This window comes from Streptomyces sp. NPDC005435, from assembly GCF_040703155.1.
Lineage (GTDB): Bacteria > Actinomycetota > Actinomycetes > Streptomycetales > Streptomycetaceae > Streptomyces.
The window spans coordinates 14,969-33,282 of the sequence record NZ_JBEXEQ010000014.1 but is presented as its reverse complement, the minus strand read 5'-3'; the positions used below and the strand labels follow the sequence as shown (position 1 = coordinate 33,282).

21 protein-coding genes are annotated in these 18,314 nt (G+C 71.7%); 5 read left to right on the top strand and 16 right to left on the bottom strand.

What is annotated here, in order from left to right:
- Window positions 1-148: 148 nt before the first annotated feature.
- The 4 genes from AB0898_RS19160 to AB0898_RS19145 all read right to left on the bottom strand — a co-directional run bounded on the left by AB0898_RS19160 (window position 149) and on the right by AB0898_RS19145 (window position 2,965).
- The gene (locus AB0898_RS19160) at window positions 149-793 is read right to left on the bottom strand and encodes a winged helix-turn-helix domain-containing protein (RefSeq protein WP_366804124.1); all 645 of its coding nucleotides are present in this window, start codon (window positions 791-793) and stop codon (window positions 149-151) included.
- A gap of 121 nt (window positions 794-914) precedes the next feature.
- A complete protein-coding gene (locus AB0898_RS19155) occupies window positions 915-1,037 on the bottom strand; it encodes a hypothetical protein (protein WP_267880469.1) in 123 nt (40 codons plus the stop codon).
- Window positions 1,038-1,308: 271 nt separating this feature from the next.
- Window positions 1,309-2,340 carry a glutamine synthetase gene (glnII, locus tag AB0898_RS19150; protein WP_366804123.1) on the bottom strand — a complete coding sequence of 344 codons (1,032 nt, stop codon included), beginning with the start codon at window positions 2,338-2,340 and terminating at the stop codon, window positions 1,309-1,311.
- A 157-nt stretch (window positions 2,341-2,497) separates the two neighbouring features.
- Window positions 2,498-2,965 (bottom strand): helix-turn-helix domain-containing protein, encoded by a 468-nt coding sequence (locus AB0898_RS19145; protein WP_366804122.1) that lies wholly within the window; start codon window positions 2,963-2,965, stop codon window positions 2,498-2,500.
- A 68-nt stretch (window positions 2,966-3,033) separates the two neighbouring features.
- On the opposite strand from AB0898_RS19145, the gene AB0898_RS19140 reads away from it, so the two are divergent.
- Window positions 3,034-3,906 (top strand): alpha/beta hydrolase, encoded by an 873-nt coding sequence (locus tag AB0898_RS19140; RefSeq protein ID WP_366804121.1) that lies wholly within the window; start codon window positions 3,034-3,036, stop codon window positions 3,904-3,906.
- A 3-nt stretch (window positions 3,907-3,909) separates the two neighbouring features.
- On the opposite strand, the gene AB0898_RS19135 is transcribed toward AB0898_RS19140, so the two are convergent.
- On the bottom strand, window positions 3,910-4,635 hold the full coding sequence (locus tag AB0898_RS19135) for a hypothetical protein (RefSeq protein ID WP_366804120.1): 726 nt from the start codon (window positions 4,633-4,635) through the stop codon (window positions 3,910-3,912).
- A gap of 120 nt (window positions 4,636-4,755) precedes the next feature.
- Window positions 4,756-5,151: an ArsC/Spx/MgsR family protein gene (locus AB0898_RS19130; RefSeq protein WP_366804119.1), complete on the bottom strand. Its 396-nt coding sequence runs from the start codon at window positions 5,149-5,151 to the stop codon at window positions 4,756-4,758.
- Between the two features lie 241 nt (window positions 5,152-5,392).
- Between AB0898_RS19130 and AB0898_RS19125 the strand changes: the two genes are divergently transcribed.
- A complete protein-coding gene (locus AB0898_RS19125; protein ID WP_366804118.1) occupies window positions 5,393-5,695 on the top strand; it encodes a hypothetical protein in 303 nt (100 codons plus the stop codon).
- Window positions 5,696-5,735: 40 nt separating this feature from the next.
- Here the strand turns inward: AB0898_RS19125 and AB0898_RS19120 are convergent, their stop codons facing one another.
- Both AB0898_RS19120 and AB0898_RS19115 read right to left on the bottom strand, forming a co-directional pair.
- A complete protein-coding gene (locus tag AB0898_RS19120) occupies window positions 5,736-6,323 on the bottom strand; it encodes a hypothetical protein (protein ID WP_366804117.1) in 588 nt (195 codons plus the stop codon).
- A 35-nt stretch (window positions 6,324-6,358) separates the two neighbouring features.
- Window positions 6,359-7,993, bottom strand: a complete 1,635-nt coding sequence (locus AB0898_RS19115) for an alpha/beta fold hydrolase (protein WP_366804116.1) — start codon at window positions 7,991-7,993, stop codon at window positions 6,359-6,361.
- Window positions 7,994-8,076: 83 nt separating this feature from the next.
- On the opposite strand from AB0898_RS19115, the gene AB0898_RS19110 reads away from it, so the two are divergent.
- Window positions 8,077-8,958, top strand: a complete 882-nt coding sequence (locus AB0898_RS19110) for an alpha/beta hydrolase (RefSeq protein ID WP_366804115.1) — start codon at window positions 8,077-8,079, stop codon at window positions 8,956-8,958.
- A 59-nt stretch (window positions 8,959-9,017) separates the two neighbouring features.
- On the opposite strand, the gene pspAB is transcribed toward AB0898_RS19110, so the two are convergent.
- The 3 genes from pspAB to AB0898_RS19095 form a co-directional block, all read right to left on the bottom strand.
- Entirely contained in the window at window positions 9,018-9,614 is a 597-nt protein-coding gene (gene pspAB / locus AB0898_RS19105) for a PspA-associated protein PspAB (RefSeq protein WP_366804114.1), read from the bottom strand.
- Window positions 9,615-9,616: 2 nt separating this feature from the next.
- A complete protein-coding gene (htpX, locus tag AB0898_RS19100; protein ID WP_366804113.1) occupies window positions 9,617-10,537 on the bottom strand; it encodes a zinc metalloprotease HtpX in 921 nt (306 codons plus the stop codon).
- A 108-nt stretch (window positions 10,538-10,645) separates the two neighbouring features.
- Window positions 10,646-11,989 carry a hypothetical protein gene (locus AB0898_RS19095; protein WP_366804112.1) on the bottom strand — a complete coding sequence of 448 codons (1,344 nt, stop codon included), beginning with the start codon at window positions 11,987-11,989 and terminating at the stop codon, window positions 10,646-10,648.
- Between the two features lie 147 nt (window positions 11,990-12,136).
- Between AB0898_RS19095 and AB0898_RS19090 the strand changes: the two genes are divergently transcribed.
- Window positions 12,137-12,733, top strand: a complete 597-nt coding sequence (locus AB0898_RS19090; protein ID WP_366804111.1) for an ALF repeat-containing protein — start codon at window positions 12,137-12,139, stop codon at window positions 12,731-12,733.
- Between the two features lie 78 nt (window positions 12,734-12,811).
- Here the strand turns inward: AB0898_RS19090 and glnA are convergent, their stop codons facing one another.
- Window positions 12,812-14,221 carry a type I glutamate--ammonia ligase gene (glnA, locus tag AB0898_RS19085; protein ID WP_366804110.1) on the bottom strand — a complete coding sequence of 470 codons (1,410 nt, stop codon included), beginning with the start codon at window positions 14,219-14,221 and terminating at the stop codon, window positions 12,812-12,814.
- 211 nt (window positions 14,222-14,432) lie between these two features.
- Between glnA and AB0898_RS19080 the strand changes: the two genes are divergently transcribed.
- On the top strand, window positions 14,433-14,900 hold the full coding sequence (locus tag AB0898_RS19080) for an RDD family protein (protein WP_366804109.1): 468 nt from the start codon (window positions 14,433-14,435) through the stop codon (window positions 14,898-14,900).
- A gap of 124 nt (window positions 14,901-15,024) precedes the next feature.
- Here the strand turns inward: AB0898_RS19080 and AB0898_RS19075 are convergent, their stop codons facing one another.
- From AB0898_RS19075 to lipB, 4 genes are all read right to left on the bottom strand, one after another.
- Window positions 15,025-15,729: a DUF4191 domain-containing protein gene (locus AB0898_RS19075; protein WP_366804108.1), complete on the bottom strand. Its 705-nt coding sequence runs from the start codon at window positions 15,727-15,729 to the stop codon at window positions 15,025-15,027.
- 74 nt (window positions 15,730-15,803) lie between these two features.
- A complete protein-coding gene (locus AB0898_RS19070; RefSeq protein WP_161179873.1) occupies window positions 15,804-16,001 on the bottom strand; it encodes a hypothetical protein in 198 nt (65 codons plus the stop codon).
- 270 nt (window positions 16,002-16,271) lie between these two features.
- Window positions 16,272-17,237 carry a lipoyl synthase gene (gene lipA / locus AB0898_RS19065; RefSeq protein ID WP_366804107.1) on the bottom strand — a complete coding sequence of 322 codons (966 nt, stop codon included), beginning with the start codon at window positions 17,235-17,237 and terminating at the stop codon, window positions 16,272-16,274.
- A gap of 118 nt (window positions 17,238-17,355) precedes the next feature.
- Window positions 17,356-18,156, bottom strand: a complete 801-nt coding sequence (gene lipB / locus AB0898_RS19060; RefSeq protein ID WP_366804106.1) for a lipoyl(octanoyl) transferase LipB — start codon at window positions 18,154-18,156, stop codon at window positions 17,356-17,358.
- Window positions 18,157-18,314: the final 158 nt, after the last annotated feature.

The window sequence follows — 18,314 nt, the reverse complement described above, 5'->3', positions numbered from 1 at the left end:
GACAGGAGTGAAGCGGCGTCCATCCATACGGACGCCGCCTCAGAGGTGTTCAGCCTTCTCACAAACAATTCAGAGAACTACCCCGAGTGGGGCCATGAAATGCCCTCTGAGCAGCGGGAGTTGAAATTTTCTCCCGCTCGGCCCCCGCTCAGCTCACCGTCGGCGGAATGTACTTGTAGCCGACGCGGCGCACCGTCTGGATGGTGTGCCGGTGAATGCCCAGCTTGCGGCGGACCCGGGCGATGTGCACGTCGACGGTGCGGCCGTCGCCGACATGGCCGTACCCCCACACGGTGGTGACCAGCTGGTCGCGAGTGTGCACCCGGTGCGGGTGCGCCACCAGGTGGGCCAGCAGCTCGAACTCCAGGTAGGTCAGGTCGAGTTCGCGGCCCTCCACGGAGGCGGTACGGCGTGCGGAGTCGATCCGTACCAGCGGGGCGCCGCTCTCGGCGGCGGCGGGCCGGTCGGGGACCGCGACCGGGGCGAACGGGGGGCGCTGGTCGGCCGGCACAAGCACCAGGTAGCCGACCATCGGGGGGCGGCCGGGGAGGTCGGGCAGGGTGTGCGGCGGGGCGGGCAGCCAGGTGGCCCCCGGCGGCAGCAGATCCGCGACGGTGGTCCCCGGCTGCTCGGCGCCGGCCGGGTGGGCCGGGGCCCATGCCTCGTCCCGGTCGACGGACCGCAGCCGGTGCCGGGCGCCGCCGGCGGGGAGCGGGGCGGTGCGGGGCGGCTGGGCGGGGGCCACGGGGGCGGCGAGAGGGGTGGCGGTGGACTGAGGACGATGGGTCGCCATGAGAGGTCAGCTCTTTCGCGCGAGGAGTGCGTCGGACAGGGCGACGGCCGCGATTCGTGGTCGGGCGCGCCTCGGGACGTTCGTCGTACCGCGCGGGTGCCTGGAGGCCGGGGTTACGGCTTCAGAAGGCCCGCGCGCTGCTCGCGCGGCAACACACCCGGTCGAAGTCGTCGTGCTGACGGGACGGCCAGAACGGCTCGAGGTCATGGCGACCCGTCGCGGTGTTCTGCTGGAAGCTGGCCATGTGCCCATTGAAGCAGAATCGGGCGCCGGACAGGAGGCGTCTCTCACTGGCCGGACGCCCGCCTGGCCGGAATCGGCCACCGTTCACCTGGGGTGAGGCGGGGAAACGCCGCTGGGGGACGGGGGCGCGCTCCGGATCGCGTCTCAGTCCTTGGACGGCCGGGTGGCCGACGGCGCTCCGTGTCCGGGCCGCGCGGACGGGCGCCCATCGACGCGCGGACGGGCGCCCGCTGTGACAGCGGGCGCCCGTCCGGGGTGGTGATGCGGGTGGATCAGACCTGGCCGGCCTTCTCCAGGGCGGAGCAGCAGGTGTCCACCAGGAGGCGGGTCACCACGTACGGGTCGACGTTGGCGTTGGGGCGGCGGTCCTCGATGTAGCCCTTGCCGTCCTTCTCGACCTGCCACGGGATGCGGACCGAGGCACCGCGGTCGGAGACGCCGTAGCTGTACTCGTTCCACGGGGCGGTCTCGTGCAGACCGGTGAGGCGGTCGTCGATGCCGGCGCCGTAGTTCTTGACGTGGTCCAGCGGCTTGGAGCCCTCGCCGAGCGACTCGCACGCGGTGATGATCGCGTCGTAGCCCTCGCGCATGGCCTTGGTGGAGAAGTTGGTGTGCGCGCCCGCGCCGTTCCAGTCGCCCTTGACCGGCTTGGGGTCCAGGGTGGCGGAGACGCCGAAGTCCTCGGCGGTGCGGTAGAGCAGCCAGCGGGCGACCCACAGCTGGTCGGAGACCTCCAGCGGGGCGAGCGGGCCGACCTGGAACTCCCACTGGCCCGGCATGACCTCGGCGTTGATGCCGGAGATGCCGAGACCGGCCTTGAGGCAGTTCTCCAGGTGGGCCTCGACGATGTCACGGCCGAAGATCTCGTCGGCGCCGACACCGCAGTAGTAGCCGCCCTGGGGGGCCGGGAAGCCGTTCTCCGGGAAGCCGAGCGGACGGGCGCCGTCGAAGAAGGTGTACTCCTGCTCGATGCCGAAGATCGGCTCCTGGGCGCCGAAGCGCGCCTCGGTCTCGGCCAGCGCGGCACGGGTGTTGGACGCGTGCGGCGTCATGTCGATGTCGAGGACCTCGCACAGCACGAGGATGTCGTCGCCGCCGCGGATCGGGTCCGGGCAGGTGAAGACCGGCTTGAGCACGCGGTCCGAGGCGTGGCCCTCGGCCTGGTTCGTGGAGGAGCCGTCGAAGCCCCAGATCGGCAGCGCGTCGAGACCGGCCGGAGCACCCGCGATGATCTTCGTCTTGGAACGCAGCTTGGCCGTCGGCTCGGTGCCGTCGATCCAGATGTACTCAGCCTTGAAGGTCACGGGGCCACTTCCTCCGGGGGTGGGTCGGTCTGCGGGCAGACTGCCAACAGGCGATTTCCCGTCCGTTGCCCTTGTGTGAACCCCGTGTTACCTGGCGCCTTTTGTGGTGTGGCTCACCTTGTGGGGGGAGTTGGGCGGGATGGCGGGGACGGGCGGGTCACTCCCGCTCCGCGGCCGCCGCGTCCCGGACCCCCGCCAGGAAGCCCTGGATCGCGGCCCGCTGCCCTTCGTCGTACCCGCGCAGCAGCTCGGCGGAGCGCTCGATCAGCGGGCCGAAGTAGTCCCACCCCAGTGCCACCGCGCGCTCCTCGGCCTCGATCACGACCCGGCGCCGGTCGCCCTCGCCCCGTACCCGCCGTACGAGACCGGCCCGCTCCAGCCGGTCGACGAGCGCGGTGGTGCCCGCCGAGTTGAGCCCCAGGGCCGCCCCGAGCCGCCCGGCGGTGGTCTCCTCGCCGGCGCGCCGGGCGTCCATGAGCGCGATCAGGGCGCGTACGTCCGTGGGGTGCAGCCCGTTGAGCTGTGCGAACCGGGCGCTGTGCAGGGCGAGTTCGACGGAGGCGGCGCGCAGCAGATGCACGGTCTCCAGCTCGGGGCCGTTCGCCGGGCCTGAAGGGGTGGGCATGGGGCGCCTCCGGGGCTATCGTCTCGCTCGACGAGTATCTCGCTCAACGAGATGATAGGGGCTGCGTGATGGCACGGACGCGGAGGGGCACGTACGACGGCGACGCCTTCCGGACCGCCTACGACAAGGTGCTGGCGAAGTGGCCCGCCGACCGCGAGGCCCTGACGGTGGCCACCCCCTTCGGCGTCACCCGCGTCAACGCCTGCGGGCCGCGCGAGGCACCCCCGCTGCTCCTGCTCCCGGGCGGCGGCGGAGCGACCTCGGTCTCCTGGTACGCCCAGGCCGCCGCCCTCGCCTCCACGCACCGTGTCTACGCCCCCGACCTGATCGGCGCCCCCGGCCTGAGCGTCCCCGACGACGGTCACCCGCTCCGTACGCCCGAGGACCTGACCGTCTGGCTGGACGCGCTGCTGGACGGGCTCGGAGCGCCGGCCGCCGACGTGGGCGGTCACTCGTACGGCGGATGGATCGCCCTGGATTACGCCCTGCGCAGGCCGGAGCGGGTGCGCCGCCTGTTCCTCCTGGACCCGACCCAGTGTTTCGCCGGGTACAAGGCGGCGTACCTGCTCCACGCCCTGCCGATGCTGCTGCGGCCCACACCCCGCAGGGTGCGCGCGTTCCTCGCGTGGGAGACCGGGGGAGCGGACCTGGACCCCGACTGGCTGCGCCTTCAGGAGGCGGCGGCGGGGTTTGCGGCCACGAGACCGGTGACGGGGCCGCGTCCGACGGCGGCCGGACTGCGGTCCCTGGACAAGCCGGTCCTGCTGCTCGTGGCCGCGAACAGCAGGACCCATGACGCGGAGAGGCTGGTCGCGCGGGCCGGTGCGGTGCTGCCGCGCGGGGAGACGGCCGTACTGGCGGATGTCTCCCACCACGCGCTGCCGCACGCGGGACCGGCCGGGGCGACGCGTCGCCTCACCGCGTTCCTGTCGGTCGGGTGAGGGTTATCCCACCTTCTCGATCACGGCACGGCGGATGAGGAACTTGCCCGGCTCCCGCACCTGTTCGAACGCCGCGTTGTTGAGCAGCACACAACTGCCGGACACCGAGGTGACCTTGACGGTGGTCGACTTGTTGTTGTCCAGGTTGGTGACCTTGAGCGTCGTACCCGCCGGGAACTGGTTGCTGGACGCGGCCGGGGCGCCGCCCTCGCCCGAGAGCGTGACGGTGGAGCCGTTGCAGACCTGCTGGCCGGAGGCCGCGCCGCCGGCGTTGCCGCCGCCGTTCTGCGCGGGCGGGGCGGCGCTCTGCTGTGCCCCGCCGCCCGCCTGCTGGCCGCCGCCGGCCTGCTGGTTGCCCTGCTGAGCGTTGCCCTGCTGGTCGCCCTGCGCCGCCTGGGAGCCCTGAGCCGACTCCCCAACGGTGCATCCGGCAGCCTTCTGCTGGACCTTGATCTGCTCGATGACCGCCTCACGGTTGGCGATCCGGGCGTTGGACTGCGCGTCCGGGTTCGCCTTCTGGTCGGCGATGAACTTCTGGTTGTTGCCGAGCGCCGTGGCGAAGCCCTGGCAGACGGTCGAATCCGCCGCCGACGACAGAGTCTTGGCGTCCTTCGGCGCCTGCGCGGCATTGGAGGTGGTGGCGAGCGCGAAGGCACCACCACCCGCCACCGCCGCTGCACTGACGAGCAGCGCGATCTTCTTCTTGGTGTCGAGTCTCCTGCGCGACATCCGCGCCTCCTGCGAGGTAGGGGAGCGTACGCCGCTATGTACGGGCGCCCGGGCGCCGTTACTCAGTGGTTACCGATCTCGTCCAAGTAACCTGTGTCACACCTGAGTTGAAGCTGTCACCTACGCGCCCGGGCCACCCCGCGCCGGGTCACCCGCACTCCGCCGCACCGCCTCCCGTACGGCCTCCTCGGTACGCCCCACCAGCGCGGTCCCGTCGTCCGCGGTGATGATCGGCCGCTGGATCAGCCGGGGATGCGCCGCGAGCGCCGCCACCCACCGCTCCCGCGCCCCCGCGTCCCGCGCCCACTCCCCGACCCCCAGCTCCTTCGCCTCCGCCTCCTGCGTCCGCGTGATGTCCCACGGCTCCAGCCCCAGCCGCCCCAACACCTCCCGAATCTCCGCCTCACCGGGCGCGTCCTCCAGATACCGCCGCACGGTGTACCCGGCGTTCTCGGCATCCAGCACGTCGAGCGCGCTACGGCACTTGGAACAGCTCGGGTTGATCCAGATCTCCATGGGGGCCACGGTACGCGGCCGTACCCGGCGGCCTCCCGCGCTGAGTTTGTTCGATTTTCTCGCGTCTCGTGAGTGGTGTGCGGTGCCGGCGTGACGGAGGGGTAAATCCCCTGCTCATGCGGTTATTTCGGCTGTTCGGCGCGCTCCTGATTGTCAGTCCCCCGCAGTAGAATGGGGGCAGTGTTCGAGAGTGCGTGCCGGGGTTTCCGGTGGGTGCTCTGCTCGCGACAGGAGGATGCCCGTGCCCGCTGCCGCTGTTTTGAAGAACGAGCCCACCCAGTCCACCGCGAAGCGCGCCGTGCCGCTCGACTCGCCGTATGTGCCGGTGGCGAAGCGTCCGCTGCCGGCCGGGCAGCCGCGTGAGTGGTACGTCACGCACAACCGGCGGCTGAAGGCCATGCGCCTGGCCATAGCCCTGCTCGACTCCGGGATCTACCGGCCGACCCAGGCCCGCGACGCGACCATCCGCCGCACGGCCGAGAAGCTGGGCGTCCACCCGCCGTCCGCGACGACCTGCCGGATGGTGCGGGCGCTGATGCGGTGAGGGGCGGGGGAGGGGGCGAGGCTTTGGCGCCGCCCCCTCTTCACCCGTTCAGGATCTCCGCGTTGGGGATGAAGCGCGTCCTGTCCTCGGGGGCGACGATGTCGTCCACGTCGGTGAAGTAGGGCGAGGGGACCGTACCGGTGAGTACCTCCAGCAGGAACTCGCTGCACGGCACCGGGTGGAACTCCCACAGGGGCCCGCGTCCCTCGTTGAGGACGACGGTCCAGTCGTCCGGGGCGGTGCCGGCGCGGACCAGCCAGTAGAGGAAGTGGCCCGCGCCCTCCACGTATCCCCACGGCACCAGCCGGGCGCCGTCCTCGTCCAGCTCCGGCGGCCGCATCTCGCCCGCCGCCCAGAGAGCGCCGAGGATCTCCTCGCGGTCCGGGGTCTGGGCGACCAGGTCGTACATCGCGTCCGGGCAGCCGGGTTCCAGGAGCCGGATGAGGTCGCCGAAGAGGCCCCCGCCGTAGGTCCGTACGAGCTGCTTGTAGTCGGCGGGGAGGGGGACGCCCAACGTCCCTTCCACGTCGGGCCATTCCACGTTCCGGCCGCCGCCCGGCGGGGGAGGGCAGAGTGCCGTGAGCGGGGCGATGTGGCGCAGGGGCCGGGTGTTGTGAGCGTGAGACATGGTGCCCACCTTGCCTCACGCCGGCCGCCGCCCCTTCAGCCCAGCAGCGCGCCCACATACGCTTCCAGCCGGGCGCTCAGCACCTCGGGCGTCAGGTCCGTCCGCCCCAACTCGCGCCACGGCTCGGCCAGTTTCGACGCGTCGGGGACGTACGCGAGCGCGTCGAGCAGGCGCCAGTACAGATGGTCGGGCCCGGTCAGGAGGCCGTGGCCGCCCTGGCGTTCGTACCGCGCCCGGAAGGCCAGGCCGTGTTCCGGGCCGTGCAGCAGCGCCAGTGCCGTCGAGCAGTGGGCGACGTCCAGGTCGGCGGGGCCCCAGGAGGTCTCCACCCAGTCCACGACCCCGCTGACGTGCGGGTCCTGGCCTTCGCCGGTGAACAGGACGTTCCCGGGGTGGTAGTCCCGGTGCAGGAAACGGCCCCGGTACGACGGCGGTTCGCGGTCGATCAGCTCCACCGCCCGGTCCCACACCCCGCCGGACACCGCCGCCCGCACCCGCTCCGGCCAGGTCCACGCCTCGTACACGCGCGGGCGGTGCTCCGGTGCGACCGCGTGGATACGTACCAACTGCGCGGCGAGCAGGTCCAGTACGGCGGGATCGGGTGCGTCCACCCGGAGCCGGCCGGGCAGCTTGGTCATCAACAGGGAGGGGTGGTCGCAGTGTTGACCGGAGGCGTCCACGGCGACCAGACCCGGCGCCGGGATGCCCGGCTCGCCCGCCAGCAGCTCCAGTACGGCCGCCTCTCGTGACAGCAGTGCCGGAGCCACCCGCCGGAAGAAGGGCTTCACGAAGGACCGCTGGACGAGTTCCGTACCGTCGTCCAGCCCGAGCACGCGCATCTGCGAGGACCAACCGCCTTGCAGCGTACGGGAGTCCACGACCACCCGCCCCTTCGGAAGCCGCTCACCCACCCACCTCCGGGTCGCCGACCAGCCCCGCTCCTCCAGTCCGCCCAGCAGAAGTTCCGCCAACTCCCCGCAGTCCTCCGGGTGATCGCGGAACCACAGCCCCAAGCTGTGGTCCGCGTCCGGCAGTTCGAGCCGCGTGTACTGCGACCGCGCCGCCAGCGCGTCCTGCACCGCCTCCGTCACCGCCCCCGGGATCACCGCGTCCGTCCCCGGCACCACCAGCACCGACCGCCCCTCGTACGCCCGCAGCGCCGCGAGCGCGGGGGAGTCGCGCCAGCTGTCCGGCGTGCGGAGGATCTCGGTGAACCGGCCGTCCCCCGTACCGAAGGGCACGTCCCAGGCGGCCGGCGCGTACACCGCCGGGGCGCCCAGGGCGAGCGCGGCGACTCGGGGGCCGTAGTGCCGTACGAGATCCGCCACCGTCTGTCCGCTCATGCTGAAGCCGACGAGGATCAGCGGCGCGTCCGCCGGGGCATGGGCGTCGATCACCGCGACCGCCTGCTCGTACCGCCGCCGCAGGCTCAGCTCCGCGAGCGCGCCCGTACTGTCGCCGTGCCCGGAGAAGTCGCAGGCCAGCGCATGACAGCCACGCGCGGCGAACTCCGCCGCCGCCGGCAGAAGCCTGGCCTTGCTCCCGGCGCCCGCACCGTGCAACAGAACCACGGTGGCCCGTCCCGGCGCCGCTCCCACACGTACGACACTGAGCCGCTCGCCGTCGCAGGCGAAGGTGAATTCCTCTTGGCCGAGGGAGAGTTCGCGCATGCGGGCCATTCACTCACACCCCGGTCCACCCCGCTCCGGCAATCCGAGTGCGCCCTCCCGCGCCGGCCTGGCAAGATCCACGTATGCCGATTGCCGCCGTGTCGCCCGAAGTGTCCCTCGCCTACGACAGCTTCGGCGACCCCGGTGACCCGCCCGTCCTGCTGGTGACGGGCTTCGGCGCCCAGATGATCGCCTGGCACGAGGACTTCTGCCGCGCGCTGGCGGAGCGCGGCCGCCATGTGATCCGGTACGACAACCGGGACAGCGGGCTGTCCACCACGTTCGACGACCACCCCGTGGACATGGGCGAGTTCATCGCCGCCGCCGGCTCGGGAGACATCGCCTCCGCCCTCGCGATGGTCCCCTACCGGCTGCGGGACATGGCCGACGACGGCCTGGGCCTGCTCACCGCGCTCGGCATCGAGCGCGCGCACGTCGTCGGAGCGTCGATGGGCGGAATGATCGCCCAGACGATGGCCCTCACCCGGCCGGAGCGGGTGCTGACGCTGACGTCGATGATGTCCTCGACCGGCGAGAGCGAGTACGGCCGGCCGAGCCCCGAGGCCCAGGCCGTGCTGTTCGGCCCCAAGCCGCAAAGCCGCGAGGAGTACATCGCGGCGGCGGAACGGGAACTGGTGTGGGCGTCCAGGCGCTACGGCGATCCCGCCGCACTGCGCGAACTCGCCGCCCGGAGCTACGACCGCGCCCACTACCCCGCCGGAGCCGGGCGGCAGCTCGGCGCGATGATCCTCAGCGGCTCACGCGCGGACGCGCTCCGCGAGCTCCGCGTGCCGACTCTGGTGATGCACGGTCTCGACGACACGCTGATCGACGTCAGCGGTGGGCGGCGCACCGCCGAGCTGGTGCCCGGCGCCAGGCTCCTCCTCGTTCCCGACATGGGACACGACCGCCCGCGCGAGCTGTGGCCCGAGATCGTCGATGCCCTCGTGGACCACACCGGCTGAACACGGACGGCGCGACGGCACCCGCACCCGGCACCCGGCACCCGGCGTCCCTCGCCCCCTCACCCCTTCATCCCCGGCGCGTCCCACAACGGGAACCACCGCGACTTGTCCGGCTCCATCCGCAGGTCGTCCTCCAGCGCCGACGCCAGCTGGAGTTCCATCGCGTTGTCGCGGGATTCGCGCCCCGCGTGGGTGCACAGGGGGTAGAAGCTGCCGCGTTTGTAGAGGTAGACGAGGGCGAGGGAGCGGTCGTCGGCGGGGTTGTCGCGGGTGAAGGTGACCAGGGAGCACAGCAGCTGCGGGCCGAAGCCGTTGACCTCCATGGAGCTGTTGACCGCGTGCAGGTCGTTGACCAGTTCGGGGAGCTGGCCGGGGGTGCGGCGGGAGACGAGCCAGGAGTAGCCATAGGCGTCCTGGACCAGCTCCACCCGGGGCCCGGTGCGGTCGGTGTCCGCGTCGAGCAGCGCCCGCACCTCGCGGTGGGTCTGCTCGAAGGCCGCCCCCTCGACCGTCGCGAAGCACACCGCGCCGGTGCCGGTCGGCGTGAACCCGGAGACCACCTCCAGCGTCACCGCCGCCGACGGCAGCCCGAACAGCCGGTCCAGATCCGGCGGCACCGGCTTCGTACGCCCCAGGAGGATGTCCAGCAGCCCCATGCTCAGGCCGCCGACTCGGGGGCCTGCGCCTCGCCCAGCTCCGCCGAGATCCGGCCCAGCTGCTCCAGCCGCTGTTCCAGCGTCGGGTGGGTGGAGAAGAACCGCTCGACGCCGGGCTCCTTGCCGGTCGCCGGGGTGAAGTAGAACGCGTTGAACGCCTGCGCCGTCCGCAGATCCTTCGTCGGGATACGGGCGATGTCCCCGGAGACCTTGGTCAGCGCCGCCGCCAGCGCCGAGGGGCGGCCGGTCAGCTGCGCGGCCGCGCGGTCGGCGGCCAGCTCGCGGTAGCGGGACAGCGCGCGGATCAGCAGGAAGCTGATCGCATACACGGCGATCGACACCCCGATGATCGCCGCGAACACGGCCGCGGTGTTCTGGTCCCGGCGGCCCGAGCTGAACAGCGACGAGTAGAACGCGAACCGGACGATCAGCCCCGCGAGCACCCCGAGGAACGACGCCACCGTGATCACGGCGACGTCCTTGTGCGCCACGTGCGACAGCTCGTGCGCGAGCACACCCTCCAGCTCGGCGGGCTCCAGACGCCGTAGCAGGCCGGTGGTCACACAGACCACCGCGTGATCCGGGTTCCGCCCGGTCGCGAACGCGTTGGGCATGTCCATGGACGACACGGCCACGACAGGCTTCGGCATGTCGGCCATCGCGCACAGCCGGTCCACCACCGCGTGCAGCTCGGGATACTCCTCCGGCTCCACGACCCGCCCGCGCATCGCGAACATCGCGATCTTGTCGGAGAACCAGAACTGCGCCACGAACAGCGCACCCACCAGCACCACGACCAGCAGCCACGACTTCAGCAGCACGATCAGCGCGGCCACGAACCCCACGTACAGCAGGCCGAGCAGAAACAGCGTGACCGTCATCCGCACGGTCAGCCGCCGGTCGCTCCGGAAGCGGCTCCGCATCTCGCATCACCCCGCACTCAGCGCCCTGTGCTGTCCAGTGTGCACCCGCGGTGGCCCAGGGGGGAGCCGCGATACGGCCCGGAACGGGCAAAGCCGTGCGTCCTGTCGTCAAGCGGGCGCGTCCAGGAGCAGCCGGGCCCGCTCCAGCAGCCCGACGATCTCCGGCGCCGACCGGTCGCGCGTCCCCCAGCGCAGCACCCGCCGTACGACCAGCTCGGCCCGCTCCCGCAGCCGTACGTCCCCCTCTCCGCCTTCCAGCAGCGCCACCGCCGCCCGCAGCCGGGCCGGCTCGCCGTGCGCGTCCAGCAGCCGCCACGCCGACACCCGCTCCGACCGGGGCCGGTCCGCGCCCAGCCGCCGCAGCAGCCACTCCTCGGGCAGCGCCTCGGCGGACGGCAGCAGCGCGAGCGTGGCCTCGCGGACGACGCCGGGCGCGGGATCGTCCAGCAACCGCCGCATCCGCTCCACGCCCGTCACGTCCAGCGCGCGCAACCCGGCCACCGCCCGCGCCCGCACCCGCGCCTCCGGACGGTCGAGGAGCGGCCACAACAGCTCGGCGTCCGCCCGCTGCCCGCACTCCGCGAGCCCGATGGCGGCGCCGGGCGGCGGTGCGGGCTCGGCACACCGCGCCCGGTACCAGGGCAGCGGGTCGCCCCCGAGCTGCCGTACGACGTACCGCGCACAGGCCCGCACCAGCGCCGACCGGTCCGCGAGGAACTCCTCCGCCCGCGCCGGCCGCCCCAGCCGCCGCAGCCCGGTGACCCCGGCGGCCCGGACGCGGGGAGCGCGGGCGCCGAGCAGGACGTCGACCACGTCCGCGTCCGCGGTGGCGGCCAGCGCCGCATCGGCACACAGCCCCTGTACGGCCGCGTCGTCATCGAGGGCGGCGGTCCGGGCCAGCTCGGCAGCCGGCAGGCGGCCCCCCTCCACGGCCAGCCGGTACGCGAACCGGCGCGCCGTACGGTCACCGGACGCCAGCAGCGACCCCGGCCCCTCCCGGTGCAGCACCTGTTCGAGCAGCCCGAGGGCGAAGGCCCCCCGCTGCCGGTGGGCCAGCCGCAGGATCAACGGCGCGAGCCGTACGGCGGCATGCGCGTCCATCGCCTCGACGAGCACCTCCCGCGCCCGCTCCCGTACGGGCCCGGCCCAGTCGGTACACCGCACCGCCACCAGCGGGAGCAGCCTGGGCCGCCCTACGACCCGCTCCAGCGCCCGCTGCCGTATCCGCCCGTCCTGACGGCAGAGCACGACCGCGAGCTCTTCGTCGCTCAGCGCCTCGTCCGAGTCCAGCGCGGCCAACACCCGCGACCCGGCACCGAGTTGCCACCCGGCCTCGTGGTCGACCGGCCAGTACCACCCCTCCTCGACCCGGACCCGGCGGTCCCACTCCAGCCAGTCCTCCGGGCCGCCGTTCTCGAACAGCCGCTCCGCGTCGCCGGTCCCCGCCCGCATCTGCCGCGCCCCTTTTTCTCTTCCCGGCGACGACGGCAACGCCGTCCCCCGAAGACTGCATGATTCAGGCAATGATCATCGCCGCTGTTCCTGGGATCATCACCCCGCTGTGTCCGGTCGAGACGACGACTCAAGGTGGTTGATCCCGTGAGGCTGACCCGTGTGACGCTCGCTGTGGCCGCCGGAGCGATGGCTCCGGCGTTGCTGTTCGCGACGCCCTCCTTCGCGGCCGGTACGGCGTCGGCGCCGGCGGCGACCGCTGCCGTGACCGCCGGCGCCGGGTCGCCGTACGACGACATGGACGTGGACGATCTGCGGGTGGCGATCGTCCGCATCCTGGCCGACCCCGACAGCGGCAAGCGCGTGCAGCGGGAGGCCGGCGCGCTGCTCGACAGCGGGACCGCGGACGAGATGCGGGCCTGGCTGGAGACCGGGTACCCGCTGGCCCAGGCCGAGGACGACCGGGTGGCCCTCACCGGCCTGCTCGCCGACCCCGACAGCGGCAAGCGGGTCAAGCGCGAGGTCAACGCGCTGCTCGACCGCGACGACCCCGCCGAGATCCGCGCCTGGCTGGAGACCGGCTACCGCCTCGCCCAGGCCGAGGACGACCGCGTCGCCATCACCCGCATCCTCGCCGACCCCACCACCAGCCCCGCCCTGCGCGCCGCCGCGAACGCGGCCCTGGACGACGGCACCCCGGAAGCCCTGCGCCACTTCCTCGAAGTGGGCCGGTACGAGGTCTGATCAGCGAACAAAAGTGTGCCCCCGGCTCCGGACCCGGAGACGGGGGCACACCCATGGGCGTCGGTCAGACGGCGACGATCACACGTCGTAGTACAGCTCGAACTCGTGCGGGTGCGGGCGCAGCGCCAGTGGGGCGATCTCGTTCGTGCGCTTGTAGTCGATCCACGTCTCGATGAGGTCCGGGGTGAAGACGTCGCCCTGGAGGAGGAAGTCGTGGTCGGACTCCAGGCGGTCGAGGACGGCGCCGAGGGAGGTGGGGACCTGGGCGACGCCCGCGTGCTCCTCGGGGGCCAGCTCGTAGAGGTCCTTGTCGATCGGCTCGGCGGGCTCGATCTTGTTCTTGATGCCGTCCAGGCCCGCGAGCAGCAGGGCGGAGAAGGCGAGGTAGGGGTTGCCGGAGGAGTCGGGCGCGCGGAACTCGACGCGCTTGGCCTTCGGGTTGGAGCCCGTGATCGGGATACGCATCGCCGCGGAGCGGTTGCGCTGCGAGTACACCAGGTTGATCGGCGCCTCGAAGCCCGGCACCAGGCGGTGGTACGAGTTCACCGTGGGGTTGGTGAACGCCAGCAGCGACGGGGCGTGCTTGAGGATGCCGCCGATGTAGTAGCGGGCGGTGTCCGACAGGCCCGCGTAACCGGCCTCGTCGTAGAAGAGCGGGTCGCCGCCGGTCCACAGGGACTGGTGGACGTGCATGCCCGAGCCGTTGTCGCCGAAGATCGGCTTCGGCATGAAGGTCGCGGTCTTGCCGTTGCGCCAGGCGACGTTCTTCACGATGTACTTGAAGAGCTGGAGGTCGTCGGCCGCGGCGAGCAGCGTGTTGAACTTGTAGTTGATCTCCGCCTGGCCGGCCGTGCCCACCTCGTGGTGCTGGCGCTCGACCTTCAGACCCGCCTTGTCCAGCTCCAGGGAGATCTCCGCGCGCAGGTCGGCGAAATGGTCCACCGGGGCCACCGGGAAGTAGCCGCCCTTGTAGCGGACCTTGTAGCCGCGGTTGTTCTCGACCGCGCCGGTGTTCCAGGCGCCGGCCTCGGAGTCGATGTGGTAGAACGCCTCGTTCGCGCTGGTGGCGAACCGCACCGAGTCGAAGACGTAGAACTCCGCCTCGGGGCCGAAGTACGCGGTGTCCGCGATGCCGGTGGAGGCGAGGTACGCCTCGGCCTTCTTCGCCACGTTGCGCGGGTCGCGGGAGTACTGCTCGCCCGTGATCGGGTCGTGGATGAAGAAGTTGATGTTCAGCGTCTTGTCGCGGCGGAACGGGTCCACGCGGGCGGTCGACAGGTCGGCGCGCAGGGCCATGTCGGACTCGTGGATGGCCTGGAAGCCGCGGATCGACGAGCCGTCGAAGGCCAGCTCCTCGTCCGGGTCGAACGCCTCGACGGGCACCGTGAAGTGCTGCATGACGCCCGGCAGGTCGCAGAAACGGACGTCTACGAACTTGACGTCCTCGTCCGCGATGAACTTCTTGGCCTCGTCGGCGTTCTGGAACATCCAGCTCCTCCTACTCCCGGCCGTCCGGTCGGGGTGGCAGATCGGTTCGTGCGGCCAGTGCGGTGGCACACGCTGGTTCCGACACTAGGGACGCGTGGTTTCTCGGGCGTGACTCGTTTGTTTCGCAGAAGTTAACCGGCCACCCCCTCCACCGTAGCCCCGGAACCCCCCTCCACGCGGTGATCAAAACCCGGCACAGTACCGTGGACGGGTGGACAACAGGCAAGCAATGGGATCGTGGCTCTCCGGGCCCCGCGCGGCCATGGAAGAGGCGGGCGCGGACTTCGGGTACCGGGGCGAGCAGCTCGGGCTCCCCGAGGACGGTCCGAACTCCGTCGCCCGGCCCGGCAGGCGGCTCGGCGCGCTCGCCGTGGACTGGGGGCTGTGCGTCTTGATCGCATACGGCCTGATCACCCACGGCAACAGCCCCGCCACCAGCAACTGGGCGCTGCTCGTCTTCTTCGCGATGAGCGCGGTGCTGGTCGGCACCCTCGGTTTCACCCCGGGCAAGCGGCTCTTCGGGCTGCGCGTGGTGGCCTTGGAGACCGGCGTCGTCAGCCCGCTGCGCGCCCTGCTCCGCAGCGTCCTGCTCTGCCTCGCCGTCCCCGCCCTGGTCTGGGACCGCGACGGCCGCGGCCTGCACGACCGTCTCGCGAAGACCGTCGAAGTCCGCATCTGAGCCCGGCGACGACAAGACAGCACGACAGCCGAGACAGCACCAGAGCCAGGACAGCACGAGAGTGGGGCCCGCCGGAGGAATTCCTCCAGTCGGGCCCCACTCTCGTACGGGTACGGGAAGCCGCTCAGCGCGACCGCGGGCTGCCGCCCTTCGGCATCCGCATGCCCTTGGGCATAGGCCCCTTCGGCAAGGGCATATTGCTCATCAAGTCCCCGAGCGCGCGCAGCCGGTCGTTGGTGGCGGTCACCTGCGGGCCGCTCAGGACGCGCGGGTACTTCAGCATCGTCGTGCGCAGCTTCTTCAGGTCGACCTGACCCTCGCCGGTGCCCACGATCAGGTCGTGCACGGGCACGTCCGCGACGATGCGGTTCATCTTCTTCTTCTCGGCCGCGAGCAGGCCCTTCACCCGGTTCGGGTTGCCCTCCGCGACGAGCACGATGCCGGCCTTGCCGACCGCGCGGTGCACGACGTCCTGGCTGCGGTTCATCGCCACGGCGGGGGTGGTGGTCCAGCCCCGGCCGACGTTGTCCAGCACGGCCGCGGCGGCGCCCGGCTTGCCCTCCATCTGCCCGAAGGCGGCCCGCTCGGCCCGGCGCCCGAACACCACGGCCGCCGCGAGCGTGCCGATCAGCAGGCCCGCGAAGCCGAAGTAGTACGGATGCCCGACCAGGAAGCCGATCGCGAGGAGGACACCGAAGATGCCGAGTCCGACGGCCGCGAGTACCAGGCCGATCGTCTTGTCGGCCTTCTGGGTCATCTTGTACGTGAGAGCGATCTGCTTCAGTCGCCCTGCGCTCGCGGCGTCCGCCGCGGTTTCCTTCCTCGCCATGCCACGAAGTCTACGTGGCCTCGGGCGCACTCTCGACGGCGGTGTCGGAAGCGTCACACCCGGGCGCGGAACGGTCAGAGACGGGCGGCGGCGCGGTCGAGGACCTGCTGGGCCTCGACACGGTCCTTGGCCCGGCGGCGGTCCTCCAGGACCGACGTCCAGGCGTTGCGGCGGGCGGTGCGCTGACCGCCGTTCATCAGCAGGGACTCGACGGCGCGCAGGGCGCCGCTCAGGGACGGGATGGCGTTGGCGCGGACGGGTGCGGCCTGCATGATCGAGGTCCCCCCTCGGAGCGGGTGGAGTACGGGGCGTGATTCCAGGGTCACTGATTGGTGTTACCAGGGCGTGACCGGCCGGTCAAACGCCAGTGAAGGGCCGGTGCGCGCCCCGCGTACGACGACGCGGCCCCGGCGGGTGCCCTCATCAGGGAGGACGGCCGGGACCGCGTCGACTCGGCCATTACCGGCCAGTAGGAACTTGTGCGTGAATTCACACGGCTTGCTCACACCGCTCGGGCGCCACGGGTGTGCGCCGGGGGCGCGTCAGACCGCCTGGCTGGCGACGAACGCGCCCCGCTTCTCGATCGCCATCTGGTACAGACGCCCGGCGCGGTACGACGAGCGGACCAGCGGGCCGGACATCACACCGGAGAAGCCGATCTGCTCGGCCTCCTCCTTCAGCTCCACGAACTCCTGCGGCTTGACCCAGCGCTCCACCGGGTGGTGGCGCAGCGAGGGGCGCAGGTACTGGGTGATGGTGACCAGCTCGCACCCGGCCTCGTGCAGCTGGCGCAGCGCCTCGCTGATCTCCTCGCGGGTCTCGCCCATGCCGAGGATCAGGTTCGACTTGGTGACCAGGCCGAAGTCGCGCGCCTCGGTGATGACCTTCAGCGAGCGCTCGTAGCGGAAGCCGGGGCGGATGCGCTTGAAGATGCGCGGGACCGTCTCGACGTTGTGCGCGAAGACCTCGGGGCGGGAGGCGAAGACCTCGGCGAGCTGCTCGGGCACCGCGTTGAAGTCGGGGGCCAGCAGCTCGACCTTGGTGCGACCCGTCTCGCGGCCCGCGGTCTGGGCGTGGATCTGGCGCACGGTCTCGGCGTACAGCCAGGCGCCGCCGTCCTCCAGGTCGTCGCGGGCGACGCCGGTGATCGTGGCGTAGTTGAGGTCCATGGTGACCACGGACTCGCCCACGCGGCGCGGCTCGTCGCGGTCCAGGGCCTCGGGCTTGCCGGTGTCGATCTGGCAGAAGTCGCAGCGCCGGGTGCACTGGTCGCCGCCGATGAGGAAGGTGGCCTCGCGGTCCTCCCAGCATTCGTAGATGTTGGGGCAGCCGGCCTCCTGGCACACCGTGTGCAGGCCCTCGCTCTTCACGAGGTTCTGCATCTTCGTGTACTCGGGGCCCATTTTCGCCCGGGTCTTGATCCACTCGGGCTTGCGCTCGATGGGGGTCTGGCTGTTGCGGACCTCCAGGCGCAGCATCTTGCGTCCGTCGGGTGCGACTGCGGACACGACCGGCTCCCTGCTTGTTGCGAAGTAGTCTTCGATTCTTCGGCGTACACAGAGTACGCCCGTGTTCATTGGGCCCTACGGGTGAGGAAAACCTCGCGGACGCAGGCCGAATTCCCGGTCAGGCCGCGGCGGTCTTCTCGATCACCCGGGGCTTGGGCTCCGCGCTCTCCATGACCTCGCGCAGCTGCCGCTCGATCACCGGCAGCACCTCGTCGACCGTGACGTCCCGGCCCAGCTCGCCGGCCAGCGAGGCCACGCCGGCGTCACGGATGCCGCACGGGATGATCCGGTCGAACCAGCGGTTGTCCGGGTTCACGTTGAAGGAGAAGCCGTGCATCGTGACGCCCTTGGCGACGCGGATGCCGATGGCGGCGATCTTGCGGTCCTCGCGGCGCTGGCCCGCGTTGGAGGGGGCGTACTCCGGGCCGTTGAGCCGGGGGTCGAACTCCTCGTCGTTCAGCCGCGGGTCGAAGTCCAGGGAGAGGCCGCCGAGCGCGGGGCGCTGCTCGACCGGGTCGCCGAGCACCCAGACCCCGCTGCGGCCCTCGACGCGGGTGGTCTCCAGACCGAACTCCGCGCAGGTGCGGATCAGGGCCTCCTCCAGCCGGCGTACGTGCGCGATCACGTCGACCGGGCGGGGCAGCTTCTGGATCGGGTAGCCCACGAGCTGGCCGGGACCGTGCCAGGTGATCTTGCCGCCCCGGTCCACGTCCACCACCGGGGTGCCGTCGAGCGGGCGCTCGCTGTCCTCGGTGCGGCGGCCCGCCGTGTACACCGGGGGGTGTTCGAGGAGCAGGACCGTGTCGGGGATCTCGTCGGCGAACCGGGCGGCGTGCACCCGGCGCTGCTCGTCCCAGGCCTCCTGGTACTCGACGGCGTCCGCGCCGAACCCCATGTGGACGAACCGCAACTCACTCACGGCAAGCGCCTCCCTCAGGCTGCCCCTCGTCCAGGCCGCCCCTCGTCGGGTCTGTCAGGCGCGTCGGGCGCCCACGCCACTGTACGTCCGGCCCGGGCACGTCAGTCCCGCGGGTGATCCTCACACGATCGGATGAATGCGCGGCGGAATGTGCGACT